The sequence below is a fragment of the Salinispora pacifica DSM 45544 genome, assembly GCF_000378845.1.
Taxonomy (GTDB): Bacteria; Actinomycetota; Actinomycetes; order Mycobacteriales; family Micromonosporaceae; genus Micromonospora; species Micromonospora pacifica.
This window is the reverse complement of sequence record NZ_KB905359.1, coordinates 1256998-1282479: the sequence shown is the minus strand read 5'-3', so window position 1 is coordinate 1282479 and position 25482 is coordinate 1256998. Positions and strand designations below refer to the sequence as shown.

Genomic DNA, 25482 nt, shown 5'->3' with positions numbered 1-25482 from the left:
CTTGGTGGGCCTGGCGTCGCGCGGGGTGCGCTCAGGCGAGACCCGCGCGGCGTAGGGCATCCGCCATCGCATCATTGGCCGGGGCCCCGCCCCCACGTCCCGATCGTGGCTGTCCGCCGCGACCGCCCTGCCCGCCGCGGCCTTGGGAGCGATCGCGCTGCCCGCCGCGATCGCCCTGCCCGCCGCGGCCCTGGGGGCGGCCGCCGGCTTCCCGGTCGCCGGCGCGGCCCCCCTGCTGCCCCCGCCCGCCGCGGCCGGCCTCGGTGTCGTCCAGACGCAGGGTCAGCGAGATGCGCTTGCGCGGTACGTCCACGTCGAGGACCCTGACCTTCACCACGTCACCGGACTTCACCACCTCGTGTGGGTCCCGGACGAAAGCGCGGGACATCGCCGAGACGTGCACCAGACCGTCCTGGTGCACGCCGACGTCCACGAATGCGCCGAAGGCGGCCACGTTGGTGACCACCCCCTCCAGGATCAGGCCGGGCACCAGATCGGCGATCGTCTCCACGCCCTCGGCGAAGGTGGCGGTGCGGAACTCCGGCCGCGGGTCCCGGCCGGGCTTCTCCAACTCGGCGAGGATGTCGGTGACCGTCGGTAGCCCGAAGGTGTCATCGACGAAATCGGTGGCCCGCAGCCCGCGCAGGATCGCACTCCGGCCGATCACCGTCGGTAGCTCCTGCTGGACGGCGGCGAGGATCCGCCGCACCACCGGGTACGCCTCCGGATGCACGCTGGACGAGTCCAGCGGGTCGTCACCGCCGGGGATGCGGAGGAAGCCGGCGCACTGTTCGAACGCCTTCGGGCCGAGCCGAGGGACCTGCCGCAGGTCGCGTCGGCTCCGGAACGGCCCGTTGGCGTCTCGGTGTAGCACGATGTTCTCCGCCAGCCCGGCGCCGATGCCGGAGACTCGGGTCAGCAGCGGTGCGGAGGCGGTGTTGACATCGACCCCGACCGCGTTGACGCAGTCCTCGACGACCGCATCGAGGGACCGGGACAAGGCCACCTCGGACAGGTCGTGCTGGTACTGCCCGACCCCGATCGAGCGCGGGTCGATCTTGACCAGTTCGGCGAGCGGGTCCTGGAGGCGGCGGGCGATCGAGACTGCTCCCCGCAGCGACACGTCCAGGCCCGGCAGTTCCTGCGCCGCGTACGCGGACGCCGAGTAGACCGAGGCCCCGGCCTCGGAGACGACGAGCTTGGTGAGGTTCAGCTGGGGGTGGCGCCGGATCAGCTCTCCGGCGAGCCGGTCGGTCTCCCGACTCGCGGTGCCGTTACCGATCGCCACCAACTCCACCTGGTGTGCGGCGGCCAGCCGGGCGAGGGTCTCGATCGAGGCGTCCCACTGCCGGCGTGGTTCGTGCGGGTAGATGGTGTCGGTGGCGACCACCTTGCCGGTGGCGTCAACGACGGCGACCTTCACTCCGGTGCGCAGGCCGGGGTCCAGCCCCATCGTCGCCCGGGTGCCGGCCGGGGCGGCCAGCAGCAGGTCCCGCAGGTTCGTGGCGAAGACTCGTACCGCCTCCGCCTCGGCGGTCTGCCACAACCGCAGGCGTAGGTCCGCGCCGAGGTGGATGAGGATTCGGGTACGCCAGGCCCAGCGAACCGTGTCGCAGAGCCAGCGGTCGGCCGGTCGTCCCTGGTCACTCACCCCGAACCGGGCGGCGATGGCCGTCTCGTACCGGGTCGGGCCGGTGACCGCCGGATCCGGGGCCTCCTCCGACTCCGGCTCCATCGTCAGGTCGAGCACGCCCTCCTTCTCGCCGCGGAACACGGCGAGGACCCGGTGTGCGGGCAGTTTCGGGTACGGCTCGGCGAAGTCGAAGTAGTCGGCGAACTTGGCGCCCGCCGTGGCCTGGCCGTCGCGGACCCGGGACACCAGGCGGCCCCGTGACCACATCTGCTCGCGCAGCGTACCGATCAGGTCGGCGTCCTCGGCGAACCGTTCGACGAGGATGGCTCGGGCGCCGTCGAGCGCGGCGGCGGCGTCGGCGATGCCCCGGTCCGGGTCAACGAACCCGGCGGCCGTCGCCCGCGGCTCCTGGGCTGGCGCGTCGAGCAGGGTGTCGGCGAGGGGCTCCAGGCCGGCCTCGCGGGCGATCTGCGCGCGGGTTCGCCGCTTGGGCTTGTACGGCAGGTAGATGTCCTCCAGCCGAGACTTCGAGTCGGCGGCCATGATCTGTGCCGTCAGGGCTTCGTCGAGCTTGCCCTGGCTGCGGATCGACTCCAGGATGGCGTCCCGCCGTTGGGCCAACTCGCGCAGGTAGCGCAGTCTCTCCTCGAGGGTGCGCAGTTGGGTGTCGTCGAGCAGGCCGGTGGCCTCCTTGCGGTACCGGGCGATGAACGGCACGGTCGCGCCGCCGTCGAGTAGTTCCACGGCTGCGTGCACCTGGCGCTCGGCGACGCCGAGCTCCTCGGCGATCCGCTGAGAAACTGAGAGGGTCACGATCTCGATCCGCCTTCGGGAGTGGTTTCCCGTGCATTCTGCCGGGCGACCGAAGCGGTGGTGGAGTCACCGTCCCGATACGGCGGTTCGGGCTGTCCCCCTCGTTCAGGCGACCGCCTGCCACCAGCCGTCCACCGGCGGTGGATCGTCAACCACCACCCGCTGGCCTGGCCGGGGCACCGCCAGCCGCACGTCCCGGGCCTTCGTCTCGGTCCAGAGCCGGTCCACCGGCTCCGACCAGTCGTGCACGGCGAGGTTGAAGGTCGCCCAGTGCACCGGGATAAGCAGTCCGCCGCGCAGGTCGAGGTGGGCGGTGACCGCCTCCTCCGGGAACATGTGGATATCCCGCCAGGCCCGGTCATAGGCGCCAATCTGCATCAGGGTCACATCAAAAGGCCCATATCCGGCACCAATGGCAGCGTATCCAGCGAAATACCCGGAATCGCCGGTGTAGAAGACACTGCGGTGCGCCCCCGCGATCACCCAGGAACTCCAGAGGGTGGCGTCCCGGCGCAGGCCGCGTCCGGAGAAGTGCTGGGCCGGGGTGGCGGTGAGCCGTAACCCGGCGATGTCGTGACTCTCCGACCAGTCCAGCTCCACGATCCGGTGCTCCGGAACCCCCCACCGCTGAAGGTGGGCACCGATTCCGAGCGGCACCACGAACGGTGCGTTCTGTCCTGCTGTCAGCCCCTGTACGGTCGCGAGGTCGAGGTGGTCGTAGTGGTCGTGCGAGATCAGGATCGCGTCGACCGCGGGCAACTCGTCGAGGCCGACCGGTGGCGGGTGGAGCCGCCGGGGCCCGACCCGGGTCGACGGGGAACAGCGCTGACTCCACACCGGATCGATCAGCACCCGGCGGGCCTCGATCTCGACCAGCGTGGAGGCGTGGCCGTACCAGACCACGTTCAACTCGGGCGAGTGCGGGGATGACTCCGGTGCAGGCGCTGGGCGCACCAACGGCACCGGCAGCCGCGGGTGACGCTGCTGCTTGCCGAAGAGGAGCTCGCGGAGCAGGTTCCGGTCCGTGGAGCCCGTCGTGGGGCTGGCGGCGGGACGGCTGCTGGCCGGGTTCCGGAAGGCACCGGCCCGGAACTGCGGCGAGTGGCGGGCGCGCTCGGCCCGCGCGCCGGTCAGCCGGCCGCCGAGGGCCAGCGGAACATCCCGTACCGCCCAGGCGAGGCCGGCCAGTGCGGCCATCCCGACCACCCCGCCCAGTCGCCGCCCACCTCTCCCGCGCGGACGGCCCCGCTCTGTTGGTGCCCCCATCGCCGTCCTTCCGACTGGATTCCGCCGTACCCGCCGGCCCTACCGCGTCAGCGCCATCGGCTCCCCCCCCCTCTCGCTTTCGAGAAGGGGGCTACCCGCAACGGAGGGGTTGAACCGACGGTGCCGCGGTCAGGAGCGCCCGGTGTGCTTGGCGGTGGCCGCGAGGTAGTCGCGGTTGAGCCGACCGATGGTGTGCAGCGGGATGCCCTTGGGGCAGACCACGGTGCACTCCCCGGCGTTGGTGCAGCCGCCGAAGCCGGCGTCGTCGTGCGAGTCCACCATGCCGATCACCCGGGTGTACCGCTCCGGCTGGCCCTGCGGCAGCAGCGAGAGCTGGGTGACCTTGGCGGCGGTGAAGAGCATGCCAGAGCCGTTCGGGCAGGCCGCGACGCAGGCGCCGCAGCCGATGCAGGCGGCCGACTCGAAAGCGGCGTCCGCGTCGGCCTTCGCCACCGGTGCCGCGTGCGCCTCGGGCGCACTGCCGGTCGGAGCGGTGACGAAGCCACCCCCCGCGATGATCTGGTCGAAGGCGTTGCGGTTGACCACCAGGTCCTTGACGACCGGGAACGCCCGGGCCCGCCACGGCTCGATATCGATCGTCTCGCCGTCGGTGAACTGCCGCATGTGCAGCTGGCAGGCGGTGGTGCCGCGCTGCGGCCCGTGCGCGTTGCCGTTGATCATCATGCCGCACATGCCGCAGATGCCCTCACGGCAGTCGTGGTCGAACGCCACCGGCTCCTCACCGGCGAGGGTCAGGCGCTCGTTGAGCACGTCGAGCATCTCCAGGAACGACATGTCCGGAGAAATGTCCTCGACCGGGTAGGTCACCATCCGACCCTTGTCCTCGGGGCCCGTTTGGCGCCAGATGCGTAGGGTCAGGTTCACTTGTAACTCCGCTGCGTGGGGTGGACGTACTCGAACGTGAGGTCTTCCTTGTGTAGCACCGGCTGCTCGGAGCCGTACTCCCAGGCCGCCACGTACGCGAACCGCTCGTCGTCGCGTTGGGCCTCGCCGTCCGGGCTCTGGTGCTCGGCGCGGAAGTGGCCACCGCAGGACTCCTCGCGGTGCAGGGCGTCGATGCACATCAGCTCGGCCAGCTCGAAGAAGTCGGCCACCCGGCCGGCCTTCTCCAGCGACTGGTTGAGCCCGTCGGCGTCGCCGACGATCCGGACCCGCTGCCAGAACTCCTCCCGCAGCGCGCGGATCTCGTCAACCGCCTTGCGCAGACCGGCGGCGGAGCGCTCCATGCCGCAGTGCTCCCACATGATCTGGCCCAGCTCCCGGTGGAACGAGTCCACCGTCCGGTCGCCGTCCACGGAGAGGAGCCGGTGGATCCGATCCTCGACAGTGCGCCGGGCCTCGACCGCCGCCGGGTGGCTCGGTTCGAGCTTCTCGAACGGGCCGGCCGCGAGGTAGTTGGCGATGGTGTTCGGCAGCACGAAGTAGCCGTCGGCGAGCCCCTGCATGAGCGCGGAGGCGCCCAGTCGGTTCGCGCCGTGGTCGGAGAAGTTCGCCTCGCCGATCACGAAGAGGCCGGGGATGGTCGCCTGCAGGTCGTAGTCGACCCAGAGCCCACCCATCGTGTAGTGCACGGCCGGGTAGATCCGCATCGGAACCTCGTACGGGTCCTCGCCGGTGATCCGCTCGTACATCTCGAAGAGGTTGCCGTACTTGGCCTCGATGGACTTGCGGCCCAGCCGCTGGATCGCGTCGGCGAAGTCCAGGTAGACGCCGAGCCGGGTCGGGCCGACGCCGCGCCCCTCGTCGCAGACGTTCTTCGCGGCGCGGGAGGCGATGTCCCGGGGCACCAGGTTGCCGAACGAGGGGTAGATCCGCTCCAGGTAGTAGTCCCGCTCGTCCTCGGGGATCTCGCGGGGATCGCGGTCGTCACCCTCGGCCTTGGGCACCCAGACCCGGCCGTCGTTGCGTAGCGACTCGCTCATCAGCGTCAGCTTCGACTGGTGGTCGCCGGAGACCGGAATGCAGGTCGGGTGGATCTGTGTGTAGCAGGGGTTGGCGAAGTACGCCCCCTGGCGGTGCGCCCGCCAGGTGGCGGTGACGTTGCAGCCCTTGGCGTTGGTGGAGAGGTAGAAGACGTTGCCGTAACCGCCGGAGGCGAGCACGACCGCGTCGGCGAACTCGGTGGTGATCTCGCCGGTCACCAGGTCCCGGACGACGATCCCCCGGGCCCGGCCGTCAACGACGATCAGCTCCAGCATCTCGTGCCGGGTGTTCATCTCCACGTTGCCGAGGCCGACCTGACGTTCCAGCGCCTGGTACGCCCCGAGCAGCAGCTGCTGACCCGTCTGGCCCCGGGCGTAGAAGGTGCGCTGTACCTGCGCGCCGCCGAAGGAGCGGGTGTCGAGCAGGCCGCCGTACTCGCGGGCGAACGGGACGCCCTGGGCGACGCACTGGTCAATGATGTTGACCGACACCTCGGCCAGTCGGTGCACGTTCGACTCGCGGGAGCGGAAGTCGCCGCCCTTGACGGTGTCGTAGAAGAGGCGGTGTACCGAGTCGCCGTCGTTGCGGTAGTTCTTCGCCGCGTTGATGCCGCCCTGTGCGGCGATCGAGTGGGCCCGGCGCGGGCTGTCCTGGTAGCAGTAGGACCGGACCCGGTAGCCCTGCTCGGCGAGGGTGGCGGCGGCCGAACCACCGGCCAGGCCGGTGCCGACGACGATCACCGTCAGCTTGCGACGGTTGGCCGGGTTGACCAGCTTGGCGTTGAACCGGCGACTGTCCCAGCGGCCCTCGATCGGTCCGTCCGGGGCCCGGGTGTCGGTGACCGGGTTACCTTCGGTGTAGAGATCCATGGTCAACGCACCAATCCGAGGAGTACGGCGAACGGGACCACCAGGTAGCCGACGCTGAGCGCGACGGCGAAGAGCAGCGCGAGGCCCCGGGCGCGGCGTTCGCCCTGCGGCGTCTGCTGACCGAGGCTGCGGAGCGCGCTGTAGGCGCCGTGCCGTAGGTGGAAGCCGAGCGCGACGATCGCGAGCGTGTAGAACAGCGTCACGTACCAGCGTTCCGGGGCGAAGTCGGCGACCACGTTGGCCTGTGGCCGGGTCGGGTCGCCGACCGGGTTCAGGTGCCCGGTGGTGAGGTCCAGGATGTGGTAGATCACGAAGAGGGCGATGATCACGCCACCCCAGCGCATGGTGCGGGCGGCGTAGCTGCCCTGGACCTTGTTGCGGTGGGCATACTTGACCGGGCGGGCGGAGCGGGCGCGCAGCGCCAGCATGGTCGCGGCCCAGATATGGCCGGCCAGCGCGACCAGGAGCGCGCCCCGCTGCAACCACAGGTACCAGCCGTAGGGGAGTAGCGGCGTACCGAGCTCACGCAGCCAGTGCGCGTAGTGGTCGAAATCCTCGGCACCGGTGAAGATCTTCAGGTTGCCGAGCATGTGCGCGACGAGGAACAGCACCAAGACAAGGCCCGTCACCGCCATGACGGCTTTGAGGCCGACAGTGGAGCGGATGGGCGACCGAGTTCGTGACGTGACTACCACATGGCTGACGCTAGGAGCAGTCGGACCAGTCGTCCAATGCATCGACTCCGCAGTCTTCATAGCCTTAGGCTATGAAGATGCAACTCCATCAGCTTCGGTACTTCGCAGCGGTCGCAGAAGTACGACATTTCACCCAAGCGGCCGACCTTGTCGGCATCACGCAGCCCTCGTTGAGTAAGCAAATTCACGCTCTGGAGACGGAACTCGGCACCCCGCTCTTTGAACGGGTAAGGGGAAAGATCGCGCTCACCGCCGCGGGTGAGGTGCTGCTGCCGTTCGCCGAACGGATCCTCACCGACGTGGAGATCGCCACCCGGGAGGTCCAGGAGCTGGTCGGCCTGCGACGGGGCCGGGTACGCCTCGGTGCGACCCCCAGCCTGGCCACCGCACTGGCCCCACCCGTGCTGCGCCGCTTCCGCGACGCCCACCCGACCGTTGACCTGTGGGTCGAGGAGGGCGGCTCCCAGGACCTGGTCCGGCACCTGCTCCGCGGCGACCTGGACCTGGCGTTGATCATAGCGCCGGCCCAGGGCACCGACCCCGGGCTGCGCACCGACGCGATCCTCACCGAGAGCCTGGTGGTCGCCAGCGTCGGGCCCCTGCCGGACGCCCTGCCGACGTACCCGATGCGCGTCGCCGACCTGCGCGGTCACCCGCTGGTGATGTTTCGGGAGGGGTACGACCTGCGGGACGCCACCCTGCAGGCGTGCCGGGAGGCCGGCTTCGAGCCCTGGATCTCGGTCGACGGCGGGGAGATGGACTCCGTGCTCAGCTTCGTCGCCGCCGGGCTGGGGGTCGCCCTGGTGCCCGGCAGCGTCGTCGCCAGCCGGCCCGGAATCCACGTCACCCGACTCGCCGCGCCCGGCGTCCGCCGGACCATCGCGGTCGCCCGCCGCCGGGATGTCGTCCCCACCCACGCCGGCCGGGAGCTGCGTCGCATCCTGCTCGAGTACGTTGACGACGCGATCGCCACCGCCGCCCTGCCATCCGGCCTCGAGCCCCGCTAGGCCACCTCGGCGGCGTCCATGGCCTTGTAGATGCGCTGCTCGCTGACCGGGTACGGGGTCCCCAGCGCCTGGGCGAAGACGTTTACCCGCAGCTCCTCGATCATCCACCGAATCTGCCGGACGGCCGCCGTCCGCCGCTTCGCCGGCGGCAGCGCGGCGAGCAGGTCCGCGTACTCCCGCTGCACGACGGCGATCCGGTCCTGCTGCTGCTTGTCCCGGGCCGGGTTGCCGGGGAGCCGGTCCAACCGGCGTTCGATCGCGGTCAGGTAGCGCCGCAGATCCGGTAGTCGTGCGTAGCCGGCCTCGGTGATGAAGCCCGGGTGAATCAGGCCGGTGAGCTGGCCGCGGATATCGGCGAGCGCGGCCACCACCGCCAGGTTTCGGGTCGCGCCGAGGCGTTGCTCGATCGCGTAGCCGGCGGCGAGCACCCCGCGCACCCGCTCCATCACCTCGACGACGGTCTCCACCAGACCGGCGCGGACCGTACCCCGCAGCGCGGCGAAACCGTCGGCGTCCCAGGCCGGGCCGCCCGCGTCGGCGATCAGCTTGTCGAGTGCCGCGCCGGCCGCGTCCTCGATCAGCGCCGGCACACCGCCGTGCGGGTTGCGGCTGAGCGCCAGCTTCGCCTCGTTGGAGAGCCGCCCCTGGAGAAACTTCGCCGGCGCCGGCGCGGCCAGCCGGAGCAGGCGTCGGGTCCCCGCCCAGTGCGCGGCCTCCTGCTCGGCAGGAGAGTCGAAGACCCGTACCCCGACCGTGGCGCCCTCGTCCACCAGCGCCGGGTACGCGGTGACCGCGTACCCGGCCCGGACCTGCTCGACCGTGCGGGGCAGGGTGCCGATCTCCCAGTCGGTCAGCCCGGTGCGGGCCACGTCCGGCGCGGCGGCGGCCACCACCTGACGTACCTCCGCGGTGAGCTGGCGTTGCAGCGCCGGCAGGTCCTTGCTCTCGGCGACCGGGCGGTCGTCCTCGCCGAGAACCCGGAAGGTGACCCGCAGGTGCGGCGGTAGCTTCGCCGGATCCCAGGCGTCCCGGGGGACGGTGACCCCGGTCATCCGGCGCAGCTGCCGGGTGAGGGCGTCCAGCAGGTCCTCCTCGCCGGCCGGAAGCTCGGCGAGCACGGCCCGGGCGTAGTCGGGCACCGGGACGAAGTTGCGCCGGACCGCCTTGGGCAGCGAGCGGATCAGCGCGATGACCAGCTCCTCGCGGAGCCCCGGCACCTGCCACTGGAAGCTCTCCGCCGGCACCTGGTTGAGCAGCGGCAGCGGGATGTCCACCGTGACCCCGTCGGTGGAGGTGCCGGGGTCGAATCGGTACGTCAGTGGCAGGAGCACCCCGTCGGTTCGCCACTCGTCGGGGAAACCGTCCCCGTCCACGCCACCGCGGCCGGCGTTGACCAGCAGCTCCCGGGTGAAGGTCAGCAGCTCCGGTCGCTGCCGGCGCTCCCGCTTCCACCAGGTGTCGAAGTGCCGCCCGGAGACCACCCCGGCCGGGATCCGCTCGTCGTAGAACTGGAAGATCGTCTCGTCGTCGACCAGGATGTCCCGCCGTCGGACCCGGTTCTCCAGCTCGGTCACCTCGTCAAGGAGACGCTGGTTGTCCCGCCAGAACTGGTGGTGGGTCTGCCAGTCCCCCTCGACCAGCGCGTGCCGGATGAACAGCTCGCGGCTGGTCACCGGGTCGATCCGGCCAAAATTGACCTTACGGGAGGTGACGATCGGAACGCCGTACAGCGTCACCTTCTCGACGGCCATGGCCGCCGCCTGCCGCTTCTCCCAGTGCGGCTCGCTGTAGCTGCGTTTCACCAGGTGTTGGGCGAGTGGCTCGACCCACTCCGGTTCGATCCGACCGTTCACCCGGCCCCAGAGCCGGCTGGTCTCGACCAGCTCGGCGACCATCACCCAGCGCGGCGGCTTCTTCGCCAGGGCGGAGCCGGGGAAGAGGGCGAACTTCGCTCCCCGCGCACCCAGGTACTCGTACCGCTGGGTGTCCTTCAGGCCGACATGGGAGAGGAGGCCGGCGAGCAGGGACTGGTGCACCTTCGGGGTGTCGATCTCCTCCGGCAGGTCCGCCCCGCCGCCGCGTCGCCCACCGCCGTCGCCGGCTGGCCCACCGCCGTCGCCGGCCGGCCCGCCCCGCCGCCGGCTTCGCTCCGGAGTCCGCAGTGCCTGTCGGAGCTGGCTGACGATGTCCTGCCACTCCCGCACCCGCAGGTAGTTCAGGTACTCGGACCGACACATCCGTCGGAATCCACTGGACGACCGGGCCCGCTGCTGCTCGCGTAGGTAACGCCACAGGTTGAGGTACGCCACGAAGTCCGACTCCTGGTCGGCGAAGCGGGCGTGCGCCTGGTCGGCCTGGGCCTGCTTGTCAACCGGCCGTTCGCGGGGGTCCTGGATCGACAGCGCCGCCGCGATGACGACCACCTCGGTGGCGGTGCCGTTGCGCTCCCCCTCAAGCACCATCCGGGCCAGCCGGGGGTCGACCGGCAGCTGAGCGAGCCGCCGGCCGAGCGGGGTGAGCCGCTTCGCCGGGTTGGTCTCGGCCGGGTTGAGCGCGCCCAACTCGTGCAGCAGGTTGACGCCGTCGGTGATGGTGCGCCGGTCCGGGGGGTCGATGAAGGGGAACGCGGCGATGTCGCCGAGCCCGATCGCGGTCATCTGGAGGATGACCGAGGCGAGGTTGGTCCGCAGGATCTCCGGGTCGGTGAACTCGGGTCGGGACTGGAAGTCCGGCTCGTCGTAGAGGCGGATGCAGATGCCGTCCGAGGTGCGCCCGCACCGGCCCTTGCGCTGGTTGGCCGAGGCCTGCGAGACCGGCTCGATGGGCAGCCGCTGCACCTTGAGCCGGTTCGAGTAGCGGGAGATGCGCGCCGTGCCGGGGTCCACCACATACCGGATGCCGGGCACGGTGAGCGACGTCTCCGCGACGTTGGTGGCCAGCACCACCCGCCGACCGGTGTGTGGGGCGAAGACGCGATGCTGTTCGGCGGTGCTCAGCCGGGCGTACAGCGGCAGGATCTCGGTGTTGCGTAACGCTGGTCGGTGTGTGACGAGCTTGCCGAGCGCGTCGGCGGTGTCTCGGATCTCCCGTTCGCCGGAGAGGAAGACCAGGATGTCGCCGGGGCCCTCGGCCGCCAGTTCCTGCACCGCGTCCCCGATCGCCTGGACCTGGTCGCGAACTTGCTCCTCGTCGGTGTCGTCCTCGTCCTCGCCCACCTCGACCAGCGGTCGGTACCGTACCTCGACCGGGTAGGTCCGCCCCGACACCTCGACGACCGGCGCCGGGTTGCCGTCGGCGTCGGCGAAGTGCCGTGCGAACCGGTCGGTCTCGATGGTGGCCGAAGTGATGATCACTTTGAGGTCCCGGCGGCGGGGGAGGAGCTGCCGTAGGTAGCCGAGGATGAAGTCGATGTTGAGGCTTCGCTCGTGCGCCTCGTCGACGATGATCGTGTCGTACTGGCGAAGCATCCGGTCGTGCTGTAGCTCGGCGAGCAGGATGCCGTCGGTCATCAACTTGACCAGGCTTCGGTCGCTCACCTGGTCGGCGAAGCGCACCTGGTAGCCGACCACCTCGCCCAACTCGGTGCTGAGCTCTTCGGCGATGCGGTCGGCGACCGTCCGGGCGGCGAGCCGACGGGGCTGGGTGTGGCCGATCAGCCCGTGGACGCCGCGGCCCAGCTCCAGGCAGATCTTCGGTAGCTGGGTGGTCTTGCCGGAGCCGGTCTCGCCGGCGACGATCACGACCTGGTGGTCGCGGATCGCCGCGGCGATCTCGTCCCGGCGCTCGCTGACCGGGAGCATCGCCGGATAGGTGATTTTGGGTACGGCGGCTTGCCGGCCCGCCAGCCGGGTCTCGGCTCGGATCACATCCGTCGTGATTTCGGCCAGGGCTGTTTCCCGACGCTGGGGGTCGGGTATTCGTTGTGCGCCGTCCAGCCGCCGTCGGAGACGGTGCTGGTCACGGAGCATCAGCGGGCGTAGCCGGCGGTGCAGCTCGCGGGTGTCGTCGGGCGGGGTGGAGGCGACTTCGTTCGGCATGTCGTCGCCAAGGATAGGCAGCCGGGTGATTATCCGCCCGGAGTTACCTCCGCTGGGCCGCTGGTGCCCGATCTCGCCCGTGGAGCCGGCACGACATAAACCGTACTGTCATTTTGCGTGCAGAACGTCAGTCTGTATAGTTGGTCTCGGGACGGACTGCTGGGGTCCGCCCAGCTACGGAGGGTTTGATCAATGTCAAAGATCCTGTTCGTGGTAACCGGCGCTCACCACTGGGAGCTCGCCGACGGCACCAAGCACCCCACCGGTCTCTGGGCCGAGGAGCTCGTGGTGCCCCACGAGATGTTGACCAGCGCCGGCCACGAGGTCAGCATCGCCACCCCGGGGGGAGTGGTGCCGCGGGTGGACCGGAGCAGCCTGCAGCCGGAGGCCACCGGCGGTCCCGAGGGGGCCGCCCGGATGACCAAGGCCGTGGAGAGCATCGAAGATCTGCGCAAGCCGCTCACCCTGTCGGAGGTCAACCTCGACGACTATCAGGCTGTCTTCTACCCGGGTGGTCACGGGCCGATGGAGGACCTGGCGGTCGACCAGGACTCCGGCCAGCTGCTGGTGGCCGCCATGCGGGAGAAGAAGCCGGTCGGCATCGTCTGCCACGGTCCGGCCGCGATGCTCGCCGCGGTGAACGCCGATGGCAGCAACGCCTTCACCGGACGCCGGGCGGCTGCCTTCACCAACGCGGAGGAGGCCCAGGCCGGCTTGGCCGACAAGGCCAAGTGGCTGCTCCAGGACCGCCTGGTCGACATCGGCGTGCAGGTCCAGGAAGGTGAGCCGTGGGCGCCGAACGTCGTCGTCGACGGCAACCTGGTCACCGGGCAGAACCCGGCGTCTTCCGCCCAGGTCGCCACGGAGCTGCTGGGTAAACTGAGCTGACATGGACAATAGTCGGCTCTCCGATGTCCTCGACGCCACCTACACCTGCTTGACCAGGTATGGCGTACGGCGGACGACGATGGATGACATCGCCGCCGCGATGGGGGTCTCTCGGTCCGCCGTCTACCAGTACGTCCGTGGTAAGGATGACGCGTTCCGGCAACTCGCCGGGCGCCTGCACACCCAGGCGCTGGCCCGTGCCCGGCAAGCCGCCGATCAGGACGCCCCCTATGCCCAGCGCATTCGGGGCGTCCTGGCCGCCAAACTCGACCTGTCCCTGAACCTGATTGGGGACTCGCCGCACACCGCCGAGCTCATGGACAGCAAGGCCCGGCTGTTCGGTGAGATCTGCACCGAGTTCACCGTGGAGTTGCGGAAGCTGCTGTCGGGTCTCTTCACCGAGGCGGGTGCGGCGGATGCGGACGCGGCCGCCGAGATCTGCGTCGCCCTGGTCTCCGGCCTGGAGACAGCCCCGGACGGTCGGCTTCTGCTGGGGCGTGCCGTGGACGCGCTCGTCCCCGGTTTGCTGCACCCGGTCGAGCAGGTCGGTCAGGTCAGTGGTACCACTGGTTAGGATCCCTCCGTCGGCCCCGACGACAAGCCGCAGGGGTCGGTAGGTCGAGCCGGCAAGATCGGTGTTGCTACCAGCTGGGGCTGGTTGGTGCGACAAGCTCCATCAGGAGAAGTAGTCCTCGAGTGTGCCGTCGCGCACGGTGTCCAGGGTGAAGCAGTGGAGGCCGCCGCCGAACAGGCGCCGATGGCGATGACGTACCGGTACGACGTCGAAGCCGTGCTTTTCCAGTGCACGGCTCAGCTCCGGGCAGGAATCGTTGACCATGATGGTGTGCTCATCAATTGACAACACGTTCAGGTCGATGAACGGGCTCGTGAGGATGACGTCATCGTCGTCGTACTGGGGGAAGTTCTGTGCTTTCGGCTCGGGCGCCTCGATGACATCCCACTTCTGGAGAGCTTTGGGTAGGTAGTCGAGGAACCGTCGGGAGCGGATCAACAACGTACCCGGTCGCAGGGGGAGCACCATGCTGTCGATGTGGCTGTCGGCCAGCCGGTCGATCCGGTGGATGGTGTAGCGGCCCGCCAGGTGGCGCTCCAACCACTCACACGCGAGGAGGTGGTTCGCCGTCGCGATGTTGACCAGGATGTCCCGACCGAATCGCAGGCACTGGGCGGCGTCGAAGAGCATCTCGATGCCCACGTCATAGGGGGAGTCGTTGATGGTGGGCACCGTCTCCATCGTGACGATCTGTTCGGCCTGGGCGAGGTCGAAGGAGCGGTCGGTCATCCACGGCCGGGGCATCACCGTCCACCGGGCACCGTGTTTGAAGTACTCCATGAAAACGGGCTTCAGAAACTGCGTCTCGAAGTAGCGCGAGCGCATCATTGGTGGCGTTTCGATGATCTCGTCACCCAGGATCAACGTGTTGTCCCGGAGGTTCAGGGGCGGCAGCGCGGTGGCGGACCACGCGGGCGTGGCGAAGTGTGCGGCGCCCTCGCGGAGGTTCATCGGTCGGTGAACGCGTACGCCAAGGGACTTGAGCGTCCCAGCTATTCCTTCCACGTCCTCGTGTAACTCGTCCACATAGCGCTGCTTGATATCCAGGGTTTTCGAGGTCAATGACCCCGGCGTCGGCTGACCGTGGGCCATGAACCGTGGATAGTAGATAGGGTGGGTCTTTGGGTTGTCGTGGATGAGGTTGTCGTAGAAGAAGAGATCGAAGGAGAGGTCGCGGGCCTGTTGTCGGTAGCCCGAGGCTGATCCCACGACGATTTCGCGTAACGGCGACCATTCATCGAAACTGTGCAGCCTCATGTGGCCCCCCAGGAGACGTATTGTGGTGCGCTCACCCGCAGCGGCGAGGAGCGTGACGTTCTTGTTACCTGCAGTGGCGGCTTGGAGCTATGTCCGTCACTCATGCAACCAGTGATCGATACTTTCGGCAATGATGATCTAGGCCGGCGGCGCGTTGGGGGCCGGCCGGCCGGCTGGGGTGGGTCGGCTGTGACCAGCGGTGATCGTAACGTCGGTAAGCTGCTTAAATCTCATGTGGATGAATGATGCGACCGGGCATGGGTGAGGTGGCGTCGCTGATGATCTTTCACGGCGTGACCTCGGGAGGCCGATCGCCGCTACACTCGGTGCTAGCAAGATCACTCCTTGCTCTCGACAGTGTCAATTGATAGCGTGTCGATCAGCAAATCAGAGATCCCTTCACACGTTGACACACGGTTCGTAACGATGCCCCGTTCTGTCTCATTTCGCAGCTCAACAGTCGGTTGATCCGGCTGGGCGGGGCCGTGTCCGAAAATCCCGCCGAACTGATGGGGCGGTAATGAGAACCTTGATTATCGGTAATAGTCGAACCTGGGAGATGGTCGGCGATCTGGCGGCGCTGACCGCCGACCAACTGCGCGGTGGTGGCTGTGCCGCGCAGCGCCTACTCTGGTTCGCCCGGGACGGCGACGTGCTGGTGTTGCCGTTTGCCCCGCCGGCGGACTACCTGAGCTACATCACTGACCTCACCGGAACCCGCGCCTCGACCCTGACCACTGTGATCCCGCCACCGGGCAGTCTCGGCTCGGACATCCTCACCCCAGATCGGCTCACCGATCCGAGCTTTTTGGACGAGCTACGCGGCGCGCTCGGCAACCGGCCTCCGGCCAAGATCTTGGCCGTCTACAAAGACCTCTCCATCACCCGGATCGCCCGGACACTCGGCGCCGAGGCGGCCCTCCCCGGCTACCCGTTCAGCAACCAGGCCGGTGACGCGCTGGTAAACAGCAAGGCCGGGTTCCGGGCCCTGGCCGCCGGAGCCGGGGTGCCGATCGCCCCGGGCACCGTGGTCGCCCGGCCGGAGCAGGCACTGGAGGCGATAGCTGACCTCTTCGACCAGGGACACGACGCGATCGTGAAGATGGAGTTCAACGGCGGTGGTCTCGGCAACGAGGTCCTCAGCCGTACCGATGGCGTCGCGCCGACCGGCGCGACCCGGGCGGTGGTGTTGCCGGACCGTCCCGCGCTGCTGGCATACGTACAGCAGCGATGGGAAGGGCTCACCGCAGGCCAGACACACCGGCTGGTGGTGGAGCAGTTCTTCCCCAGGTCCGCCACCAGCTACGCGGAGTACATCGTCACCGACGAGGCGGCGCAGCTGATCGGGGTGGGAGATCTGCTGATGGCGCCAAGGGCGATCGGCCAGGTGCTGCCGGCGCAGACGATCGACGCGGAGACCAGGGCAGAGTTGCTGGACGGCGCCCACCGGCTGGTCGAGTCCCTCCGTGTACTCGGCTACCGGGGCGTGGTCTGTGCGGACGCTATCGCTACTCCGGACAAGCAGGTGCTCTTCACCGAGACCAACTGTCGCCTAACTGGCTCCACCCACCTCCACCTGGCCCTCTACGGTCGGGTGGTCGATCCCGGATACCGAGAGAAGCGGGTCTTCCTGGAACGCTTCGGTTGGGCCGTGCCGTCGTTCACGGCGGCTGTCGAGCGGCTCGCGACGGCGGGCTTGGCGTACGACCCCACCAGCCGTACCGGGGTCGTGATCACCTCCGACGACGTTGCCGCGGACGGTACCGTCGCCTGTTGCGCCATCGCGGATGACCTTCAGGCAGCGGAGGAGCTGCACCGCCGGCGGGGGGAACTCTTCGTGGACCAGTCGGCATGACCTGCTCCGCATCGTCGGGACGCACCCGTAGCGGTGGCTGGGGACCGGTACTCGTCGGTTCGCGCCGCAGCGGCCGTCGGCGGCCGCGATGACCCGGTCCATGCGTGCGGTGGTTCTGCGCCGACCAGGTGGTCCGAAAGCACTACGCGTCGAGCGGATACCCGAGCCATCGCCGGGGATTGGGGAGAGTCTGATCGACGTGACGTTGACCGGGGTCAACTTCGATGACCTGGAGCGCTGCGCCGGTGCTCACCCCGAGCTGCCGCTGCCGGCGGTGCTCGGCGTGGAGGCGGTCGGGCGTCGACGGGCCGACGGACGACGGGTCGTCGCGCTCCTACGCCAGGGCGGTGGCTACGCCGAGGTGGTGGCGGCCCCGGAGGCGCACACAGTGGAGATTCCGGCGGGCATCGATGACGCGCAGGCGCTCGGTCTGTTCGAACAGGGCAGCACCGCGTACGGGGCGTTGTCGTTGGCCGGTCGGCTGCGGGCCGGGGAGAGTGTCGCGGTCTCCGCCGCGGCCGGCGGGGTTGGACACCTCGCGGTGCAGCTCGCGGTGGCGCTTGGCGCCTCGCCGGTGATCGGCCTGGCGTCGACCGCGGCGAAGCGACAGTTCGTCACCGGGCTCGGCGCAGATGTGGTGCTGGACCCGGCAGATCCAGAGCTGGCCGACCGGGTGCGGGAGGCGGCCGGCGGAACCGGCGTGGACCTGTTCGTCGACTCGGTGGGCGGCGCGGTGGCGCGGGCCGCCCTGGTCGGCCTGGCGCCGTTTGGACGGTTGGTCTGCCTCGGCTGGCGGCCCGGCAACTCGAGCGATCCCGGAACCGGCGTTGCTGGTGACGTGCCCATCGGTCCGGCGGACCCCGCCGGTGTCGTCGCGGTGACCACCGCACAACTGGCCGAGCGATCCATCGGTTGTGCCGGCTTCTGGATGCGGCACGTGGTGGACGACCGTGAGCTGCTGTGCGGGATCGTCGACCGGCTCTTCGAGCTGGCGGCCCAGGGCCAGCTCACGGTCCACGTCGACCGGACCGTCGCGCTGCACGAGGTCGGCGCCGCCCACACGGCGGTCGCCGCCCGCGCCACTTCGGGCAAGGTTCTCATCGACGTACGGCGGGAGGTGTGATGTACGCCCGGTACTGCCGGTCCATGTTGTGTACGCCGGCGACCGCGGTCGGCAGGTACGCAACCTGCCACCGATCGGGAGCCGACATTTGCCTGGTCGACCTGGAAGACTCGGTGCCGCCGCAGGACAAGGCCGAGGCCCGGAACCGGGGGAGCGCGTTCTTCAGTGGGGAGAGCGCGTCCGGTCGCCGTTGCGCCGTTCGGATGAACACACTTACCGAATCCGAGGGCATGCGGGATCTGCTCGCCTTGCGCGAGTATCCGATCCGGCCCTCCATCGTGCTGGTCCCCAAGGTCGAATCGCCACGCGACATTGAGATAGTCGCGCGACTACTCCGGCCGGTCCGTCCGGACCTCGAGCTGTGCGCGGTGATTGAGACACCACGAGGGGTGGAGGCCGCCGCGGCGATCGCGGCGACGTCGCCGCACCTGCGTGCGCTGATCTTCGGGTCGGCGGACTACGCGTCCGCTATCGGTGCCCAACTGCGCTGGGAGCCGCTGGAGCAGGCCCGGACCCGGGTGGTGAACGCCGCCAGGGCAGCTGAGGTGGAGGCGATCGACTCGCCGACCTTCCACGTGCAGGACCTGACCGCGTTACGGCGGGAGGCGATTCTGGCACGGGACCTCGGGTTCAGCGGCAAGATCGCCCTGCATCCACGCCAGGTGGCGGTCATCAACCAGGTCTTTTCCCCCGACGCCGCATCCCTGGAGGCGGCCCGACGAGTGGTGGCCGCCGGCCAGCGCAGCGGCCAGGGCATCACCACCGTCGACGGGGTGATGGTGGGCCGGCCCTTCTTCGAGGCGTCCCAGCGGCTGCTTGACGAATTCGACTCATCCGGCTGACCCATGGCCGGGACACCAGCGGTCAGTCTCACTGGTAGGGAGAGGAAATGACGAGCACAGCGGAACACCAGAGCTTCGTCGGTCCGCACCGGTACCGCCACGCGGAGAAGATGATCCGGACGGCCGACCCGGTCTGGCAGGCAGCGGCCGACCACGGTTTGACCGGGATCAGTGTCGACACGCCCTCGGGCGACTCCAACAACCGGCTCGTTGACCGGGCGACCGGCCACGAGTTCGTCAACATGTGCTCCTGCGCCTACCTCGGCCTCAACCACCATCCGGCAGTGATTGAGGGGGCGGTGTCGGCGCTACGCGAGGCCGGCACCACCTGGCTGGTCACCTCCACCACCCGCATCCGGCACCAACTGCTGGCCCGGTTGGAGGAGGAACTGGGAGAACTGTTCGGTGCCCAGATCCTCCCCGGTACCACCTGTAGCGCGCTCACCGCCGGCATCTTGCCCCTGGTGGCCTCCGGGCACCTCGCTCCGGGCGGCCCCAGGGTGATGGTCTTTGACCGGCACTGCCACTTCTGCATGTCGTACGTGAAGCCCATCTGCGCAGAGGAGAGTCTGGTCCTCACCTGCGACCACAACGACCTGAACTACCTGGAGGACATCTGCCGGCAGTACCCCAGCGTGGCCTACGTCGCCGACGGCGCGTACTCGATGGGCGGCGCCGCTGCCCTGGACGGTCTGTTGGAACTCCAGGACCGGTACGGTCTGTTCCTCTTCATCGACGACTCGCACTCGTTGTCGCTGGTCGGCGAGCGGGGTGAGGGCTTCGTCCGATCCCGACTGGTCATGAATCCGCTCACCGTCATCGTCACCAGCCTGGGCAAGGGCTTCGGCACCGGCGGTGGTGTGGCCATGCTCGGCGACCCGGCGATGTCCCGCTTCCTGACCCGGCACGCCGGGCCGGTGGGGTGGTCGCAGAACATGGCCCTGCCACTGGTCGGGGCCTCGTTGGCGAGCGCCGCCATTCACCGTTCACCCGAACTGGGCCAGTTGCAGCGCCGACTGGACGAGAACGTCGCGTACTTCGATGAGCTGCTACCCACCTCCTTTGCCGGAAATGGACTGCCGGTACGTCGAATCACCGTGGGCGACGCCGACCGGGCGGTCCAACTCTCCGCGGAGTTGTACCGGCGTGGCTTCTACAGCTCGGCGGTGTTCTTTCCGATCGTGCCGCAGGGCCAGGCCGGGTTGCGGATCATGATCCGTGCCGACCTTGACCGGTCGGTCCTGGCCACCTTCGCCGACCACGTACGGGAGCTCACCGATGCGGCCTGAGCAGGCCGGGAAGCCGACCGGCTCCGGTCCGGTCGGCTTCCGGAGGGCAGGCGAGAACCGATACCGCGAACAGGTCGGCTTCTACTACGACGAGATCGTCGTCGGCACGGTGATCGAGCATCGGCCCGGCCGCACCGTGACCGAGATGGACAACGTGTTGATGAGCATGTTGAGCATGAACGCGTCACCGCTGCACATCGACGGCGCATACGCCGAGGCGGGTCGGTGGGGCCAGCCCCTGGTCTCCAGTCTGGTGACCCTGAGCATCGTCGGCGGGATGACCGCCCGCAGTACCAGCGGCCGGGCCATCGCGAACCTCGGCTGGGAGCGGATCCACCTTCCCCAGCCGGTCTTCGTGGGCGACACGCTGTACGCCGAGAGCGAGGTGACCGCGAAACGGCTCTCCGCCAGCCGGCCGGGCGAGGGCATCGTGAGCTGCCGCACCATCGGCCGCAAAGCCACCGGCGAGGTGGTCCTCACCTTCGAGCGGAGCTTCCTGGTGCCGACCGCGCGAGCCAGCATCGACGACACGACGGGCTACTGACCCTCCACCCACCCCACGCGGTCAGGCCGCAGTGCTCCACAGCGCCTGAAAGGCGATAGCCTCGCCGGTCAGCCAGCGCTCGATCTCCGCGGGTTTCGCGGTCGCGGGCGTGCGGTGCGTCCGGCCGCGCCGGACATCGACCAGGACGGGTTCGGCGTGCGGCAGAATCGCCTCCATCTGTCGGCCCATCAGGTGCAGCATGGCCAGCGCTGCCTCGTCGGTCGGCGGAGCCTCGTCGAAGTGCAGGCGGACGGCCTCGGCCCGCCCGTCGGCGTACCGGATTCCGAAGTGTGGGTTGATCTTCACGGGTAGGTCGCCCAGCAGGGCGAGTGCGTCGCGGGTCTGGGCCAGGTCGACCGACCTGGGTGCGCCGAGGGACAGTAGCCAGGCCATCGCCCCCGGCGCCAGCGCTCGGTAGAGCGGGCGCCACCGGGGTTTGACGGCGGCAACCACCCGGTCGAGGTGGGTGCCGCTGGTGTGGAAGGCGATGTCGGCCTTGAGTGCCTTGACGAACTGGCCATGTGGGTTGAAGCCGGAGCGGCTGGCCCGCTGCCGGCGTAGGCCGCCGACGAAGGTGGCTTTGGTCGGGCCGGTGCGGTCGACGTAACGGGTGAAGCCAAGGAGCGTGGTGTAGGGGGCGAGGGGAGCGGCGGGGGTGGGCGCGGTCACGGGCATCCTCCCAGCTCAACAGCGAGATTAGTACATACATTCTAATCGACGGAGCTGGCATCGCCCAGGCCAAATCATCCACGCATGGTAGTCCCCTTGTCGGGCCCGCCGGCCGCGCCTCGCACCAAGCCTGGCTGCTCTGAGGAGGTCGCGGTTGCTGCTGAGAATCTGGCTGGTCCGGCTCCTCCGGCTACGGCAGCATCTCTGCTGTGCTGCACAGGGAAGCCGCTGCGAACCATCGCTGAGCAGCAGGAGAAGAGGCGACCTATGATCCGGGTAGTCCTACAGCCGGACGACCTGCACGACCTGGTGGACCAGTTCGGCGCAGATCGTAGACCTGCCGCCCTGGACCGGCTGACCGGTGGCAGCAAGAAGGGCGTCTACCGGCTCAGGTTGGACGACCAGTCGACAGCGATCCTCTATGTCTGGGCAGCAGGCGAGAACGGCGAGCTCGCCGCCATCGCCCGCGGAGAGGCCCTACAGACCCGCAGCACCGAGGACATCATCCAGGACCGGGCGCGTGGTCACCTCGACGCGGCGGCCGCCCGTGACGCCCGGCTCGCCGATGCCCACGACCGAATCACCGACCATCTCCGGCGCCTGCGCGACGCGGTCACCGTTCGCCACGACTACCGGCTGATACACGGCGAACTCGGACCGGACCACGTGCTGGTCCCGCCTTCCGGTGCACCCGCCATCATCGACATCGAGGGGATGACGTTCTTCGACGTGGAGTGGGAGCACGCCTGGCTGCAGTTGCGCTTCGGCGACGCGTACCCCACGCTGCAGCCCGTCAAACTCGACCCCAACCGGCTGGAGTTCTACCGATTCGCCCAGGTCCTGTCTCTGATCGAGGGTCCCCTTCGGATCGCCGACACCGACTTCCCGGACCGCCAGTGGATGCTGGCTTTGGCCGAGCGGAACGTCACCAAGGCCCTGGCCGTGATCTGACTCCTCCCGCAGCGCCGTCCGGCGGGACGACTGGGCCAGCCGGGGTCGGCTGATGAGGCGTGGCGATGGCTACCGCTCCGTACTCCCGAAGGCGCTGGACAGGTAGGTGCGGGCGTCCGTGATCGCGTCCGCGATGATCCTCGCTGCGGCGCGTGCCTCCTCCGGCTCATGGTTCGCCTGCACCTGAAGCCGGAACCGCGACGAGCCGGTGGGAGTCACCGGGAACTCCACCATGAACGCGAGCACCCCACGGTCGAACAGCAGGCGGTTCGCGATCCGCGCCAGCTTCTCGTTTCCGATCAGGAGCGGCACGATCGGCGACGGCTCACCCATACAGGTCAGCCCGTGCCCGGTCAGCTCCTCGCGAAGCGCGGTGACGGCGGTGCGCAGCCGGGAACGGAGGAGGTCTCCCTCCGCGGAGCGGATGATCTTCGAGGCTTCCAGGACCACGGCGGTCTGCACGGGCGACAGTGCGTTGGAGAAGAAGTGCGACCCACCGAACATCTTGAGGTACTGCTTGAGCGCCGGGGAGGCCGAGGCGACAAAGCCGCCGTTGGAGCAGAACGTCTTGGAGAAGGCGCCCATCACGATGTCGATGTCGCCGAGCACCTCCTGCAACCCGAGGACGCCGGTGCCACCCGGGCCCATCGAACCCAGGTCGTGCGCCACGTCGACGAGCAGCGTCGCGTCGTGCTCCCGGCACACCCGCTGCAGGGTCACCAGGTCCGGCCAGTCAGCGTCCACCGAGAAGAGGCCATCCGTGACGACGAGGATGCCGTTGCGGCTGTCGCGCCGACGGATGTCGACCAGGTGGCGACGGACCGCCTCCACGTTGAGGTGTTCGTAGCGCACCACGTTGCGGGTGGTCGCCCGGGCCCCCTGTTGGAGGCAGGAGTGCGCCAGCCGGTCGATCAGAACGTGGTCCTCCTGGCGGACCAGGCCCGCCATCGCCCCGAAGCCGGCGGCCCACCCCGTCGGGAAGAGCGTCACCTGCTCGGCCCGGACCAACTCGCCGAGTGACGCCTCCAGTTCGTCGGAGATCCGGGTGTTCCCGAGCACCATCGGTGACCCGGCGCTGTGCGGACCGTAGTCCCGCATCGCCTTGGTCGCCGCCTCCCGGATCGCCGGGTGCGTGTTGAACGACAGATAGTCCTGCGAGTTGAAGTTGATCCCGCGGGTACGCCGGCCGATGTCGTTGGTGATCTGGGCGATGCTGTTCGGCGCGGCTTCCAGCGTCCTGGAGTACTGCCACGTCTCGGTCCGCCGCCGCGCCTCGACCCACCCGTGGAATTCCTCGGTACGGGTCATCAGGTTACGGCCGGCCGGCCGGTAGAAGTCATAGGCGTTCTTGTCGAGCGCGTACTCCTCGTCGGCGTCAACCTGCAGGTCGACGGGTTCCCACATCTGGGTCAGGTCGGCGACCACCTCGTTCAGGGCGGTCTCGTCCAACGAGTCGAACTCGTCCCACGGGATGTGGGTGGCCCAGTTGCGGGTCATCTCGGAGACCTCGGCCGCGGCTGCCGCCATCGCCTCCAGATCCTGCCGGCCGGCGGCCGCGAGGATGGTCCCGATCAGTTCGTCGTCGTCGCGTTGGTCAAGCTCAGGAAGGGACACAGTCGATCTCCGGGCGGGGTACGGGTCAGGCGAACAGGTTCTGCTGGTACATCCGAGCGGTCGCCGGGTAGTCCTCGAACACCGGGTACCCGGCCGAGGTCTCCTTCGCGGCGTCGTTGAGCAGGAGGAGGTTCGACGCCTGGAAGAACTCCGAGACCGGCGCGACGTCGGCGTGGGTGGCGACGAACCGGTCGATCTCCTGCTGGTTTCCGCGCAACGCCACGAACAACTGCAGTTCGTCGTGGCGGTACGGTCGCATCTCCGCGAGCGTGCAGACGTAGTCGTAGTAGGCGGCGGCGTTCTGGCTGCGGCGGCGGCCTTCATAGCTGGCCATCGCCGCCTCCAGAGACACGTCCCCGGAGAACCACCGGCCCAGCGCGTCGGCGACCAGCTCCGCGCCCCGGAACGCGTGGGTCATCCCGATCGCGGTGCACTGGTCCTTGGCCGACTCGGCATCCCCGACCAGCACCCAGCCCGGTCCGGCCAGGGGCCGGAGGAACGCGGACTGATCCAACGTCCCGTAGACGCGCTCCGCCCGCACGCCCCGCCTCCGGACCACCTCGCCCAACTCCGGGCTGACGAAATCCAGCGCCCGCTGGAAGTTGCCGGACACGTCGCGACGGAACTCGCGGGACCACTCGCTCGGTCCCCAGACCAGCACCATGTTCTGGTCGTGGTTGGTGGGTGCGACGGCGCAGGCCAGCCGACCACGTCGGTGCAGCTGCGCCGGACCGAGGTCGAAGCCGGAGTAGTAGCTCCAGTAGGCGAAGGTGCACCGGGGCCGCTCGTCGAACTTCGGCAGGCCGAGGGTGCGGGCGACGAACGAGTTGCGACCGTCGGCACCGATCACGATCCGGGCGCGCTCCTCGACCAACTGCCCGTCGGAGTCGCGTCCCCGTACCCCGACGACCTGGTCGCCCTCGGTGATGAGCTCCCGCACCGTGAAGTTCGTCCGCACCTCGGCGCCGGCCTTGCTCGCCGCCTCGACCAACATCTGGTCGAGCACGTGGCGGCGCACCGAGGCGTACGTGCGCACCACGCCCGAGTCGTCGCCATGCCAGTCGCGGAAGTACGCGCGCAGCAGCTCGTCCGGCACCGAGCCGGTGAGCGGAATGCCGTCGTTGACGAAGGTGACCTCGGTGTGCGACGGGGTGACCGCCAGCACCTGATCCAGCAGGCCCCACCGGTTCAGGTAGGAGGTCCCGTGCGGCCAGAGGAAGTGGGTCGAGATGACGTCGCTGGGAAAGCTCGATCGGTCTAATACCAGCACCCGGTGCCCCTGTCGGGCCAGGAGCATGCCGGTGGACGCGCCCGCGCAGCGGGCTCCGATGACAATCGCGTCGTACCTGGACATGCGGATTCCCTTCCGAGGAGCGGATAGCTCGACGATCTCGGCGGCCTCAGTGTGCTCGTTACCACTGTGTCTGTCTAACTAGGCCAGTGCTACCACCACAACGGCACTGACCAGACCGGGGCCACCAGCGTCGCCGGATGTTAGCACCATCGCAAAGCGGCTACGCAGAGTGAAGTTTTCACCAAGCGTCTGAGGTTGGGGCCGTGCTCGGGGGGCGACCGGCGGCGGAGCCAGATGTCCCCTTGAGGGTGTTTCTCC

General features: G+C 69.1%; 19 protein-coding genes. 9 read left to right on the top strand and 10 right to left on the bottom strand.

What is annotated here, in order from left to right; genetic code table 11:
- Positions 1-31: 31 nt before the first annotated feature.
- From SALPAC3_RS0105770 to SALPAC3_RS0105750, 5 genes are all read right to left on the bottom strand, one after another.
- Complete coding sequence (locus tag SALPAC3_RS0105770) at positions 32-2446, bottom strand: Tex family protein (RefSeq protein WP_018220316.1); 2415 nt, start codon at positions 2444-2446, stop codon at positions 32-34.
- 105 nt (positions 2447-2551) lie between these two features.
- Complete coding sequence (locus tag SALPAC3_RS0105765) at positions 2552-3712, bottom strand: MBL fold metallo-hydrolase (protein ID WP_033660406.1); 1161 nt, start codon at positions 3710-3712, stop codon at positions 2552-2554.
- Between the two features lie 129 nt (positions 3713-3841).
- Entirely contained in the window at positions 3842-4597 is a 756-nt protein-coding gene (locus tag SALPAC3_RS0105760; RefSeq protein ID WP_018220314.1) for a succinate dehydrogenase/fumarate reductase iron-sulfur subunit, read from the bottom strand.
- Positions 4594-6525, bottom strand: a complete 1932-nt coding sequence (locus tag SALPAC3_RS0105755) for a fumarate reductase/succinate dehydrogenase flavoprotein subunit (protein WP_018220313.1) — start codon at positions 6523-6525, stop codon at positions 4594-4596. Before SALPAC3_RS0105755 ends, SALPAC3_RS0105760 begins: the two co-directional genes overlap by 4 nt.
- A gap of 2 nt (positions 6526-6527) precedes the next feature.
- A complete protein-coding gene (locus tag SALPAC3_RS0105750; protein ID WP_080635124.1) occupies positions 6528-7220 on the bottom strand; it encodes a succinate dehydrogenase cytochrome b subunit in 693 nt (230 codons plus the stop codon).
- Positions 7221-7291: 71 nt separating this feature from the next.
- Between SALPAC3_RS0105750 and SALPAC3_RS0105745 the strand changes: the two genes are divergently transcribed.
- A complete protein-coding gene (locus SALPAC3_RS0105745) occupies positions 7292-8227 on the top strand; it encodes a LysR family transcriptional regulator (protein WP_018220311.1) in 936 nt (311 codons plus the stop codon).
- Here the strand turns inward: SALPAC3_RS0105745 and hrpA are convergent.
- Positions 8224-12264 carry an ATP-dependent RNA helicase HrpA gene (gene hrpA / locus SALPAC3_RS0105740; RefSeq protein ID WP_018220310.1) on the bottom strand — a complete coding sequence of 1347 codons (4041 nt, stop codon included), beginning with the start codon at positions 12262-12264 and terminating at the stop codon, positions 8224-8226. The genes SALPAC3_RS0105745 and hrpA overlap by 4 nt on opposite strands.
- A 192-nt stretch (positions 12265-12456) precedes the next feature.
- On the opposite strand from hrpA, the gene SALPAC3_RS0105735 reads away from it, so the two are divergent.
- On the top strand, positions 12457-13152 hold the full coding sequence (locus SALPAC3_RS0105735; protein ID WP_018220309.1) for a type 1 glutamine amidotransferase domain-containing protein: 696 nt from the start codon (positions 12457-12459) through the stop codon (positions 13150-13152).
- 1 nt (position 13153) lies between these two features.
- A complete protein-coding gene (locus tag SALPAC3_RS0105730) occupies positions 13154-13726 on the top strand; it encodes a TetR/AcrR family transcriptional regulator (RefSeq protein WP_018220308.1) in 573 nt (190 codons plus the stop codon).
- A gap of 102 nt (positions 13727-13828) precedes the next feature.
- On the opposite strand, the gene SALPAC3_RS0105725 is transcribed toward SALPAC3_RS0105730, so the two are convergent.
- Entirely contained in the window at positions 13829-14983 is a 1155-nt protein-coding gene (locus SALPAC3_RS0105725; protein WP_026185270.1) for a glycine amidinotransferase, read from the bottom strand.
- Positions 14984-15503: 520 nt separating this feature from the next.
- Between SALPAC3_RS0105725 and SALPAC3_RS0105720 the strand changes: the two genes are divergently transcribed.
- From SALPAC3_RS0105720 to SALPAC3_RS0105700, 5 genes are all read left to right on the top strand, one after another.
- Positions 15504-16838 (top strand): preATP grasp domain-containing protein, encoded by a 1335-nt coding sequence (locus SALPAC3_RS0105720; RefSeq protein ID WP_026185269.1) that lies wholly within the window; start codon positions 15504-15506, stop codon positions 16836-16838.
- A gap of 100 nt (positions 16839-16938) precedes the next feature.
- Positions 16939-17961 (top strand): quinone oxidoreductase family protein, encoded by a 1023-nt coding sequence (locus SALPAC3_RS0105715; protein WP_026185268.1) that lies wholly within the window; start codon positions 16939-16941, stop codon positions 17959-17961.
- On the top strand, positions 17961-18803 hold the full coding sequence (locus tag SALPAC3_RS0105710; protein WP_018220304.1) for an HpcH/HpaI aldolase/citrate lyase family protein: 843 nt from the start codon (positions 17961-17963) through the stop codon (positions 18801-18803). Before SALPAC3_RS0105715 ends, SALPAC3_RS0105710 begins: the two co-directional genes overlap by 1 nt.
- 47 nt (positions 18804-18850) lie before the next feature.
- The gene (locus tag SALPAC3_RS0105705) at positions 18851-20092 is read left to right on the top strand and encodes an 8-amino-7-oxononanoate synthase family protein (protein ID WP_018220303.1); all 1242 of its coding nucleotides are present in this window, start codon (positions 18851-18853) and stop codon (positions 20090-20092) included.
- Positions 20082-20636 carry a MaoC family dehydratase gene (locus SALPAC3_RS0105700; RefSeq protein ID WP_018220302.1) on the top strand — a complete coding sequence of 185 codons (555 nt, stop codon included), beginning with the start codon at positions 20082-20084 and terminating at the stop codon, positions 20634-20636. Before SALPAC3_RS0105705 ends, SALPAC3_RS0105700 begins: the two co-directional genes overlap by 11 nt.
- A gap of 21 nt (positions 20637-20657) precedes the next feature.
- Here SALPAC3_RS0105700 and SALPAC3_RS0105695 read toward each other — a convergent pair whose 3' ends face one another.
- The gene (locus SALPAC3_RS0105695; protein ID WP_018220301.1) at positions 20658-21305 is read right to left on the bottom strand and encodes a hypothetical protein; all 648 of its coding nucleotides are present in this window, start codon (positions 21303-21305) and stop codon (positions 20658-20660) included.
- 267 nt (positions 21306-21572) lie between these two features.
- On the opposite strand from SALPAC3_RS0105695, the gene SALPAC3_RS0105690 reads away from it, so the two are divergent.
- The gene (locus tag SALPAC3_RS0105690; RefSeq protein ID WP_018220300.1) at positions 21573-22256 is read left to right on the top strand and encodes a hypothetical protein; all 684 of its coding nucleotides are present in this window, start codon (positions 21573-21575) and stop codon (positions 22254-22256) included.
- A 69-nt stretch (positions 22257-22325) separates the two neighbouring features.
- On the opposite strand, the gene SALPAC3_RS0105685 is transcribed toward SALPAC3_RS0105690, so the two are convergent.
- Positions 22326-23870 carry an aminotransferase class I/II-fold pyridoxal phosphate-dependent enzyme gene (locus tag SALPAC3_RS0105685; RefSeq protein ID WP_018220299.1) on the bottom strand — a complete coding sequence of 515 codons (1545 nt, stop codon included), beginning with the start codon at positions 23868-23870 and terminating at the stop codon, positions 22326-22328.
- Between the two features lie 25 nt (positions 23871-23895).
- Positions 23896-25224, bottom strand: coding sequence for an NAD(P)/FAD-dependent oxidoreductase (locus SALPAC3_RS0105680; protein WP_018220298.1), 1329 nt, complete (start codon positions 25222-25224; stop codon positions 23896-23898).
- Positions 25225-25482 lie beyond the last annotated feature (258 nt).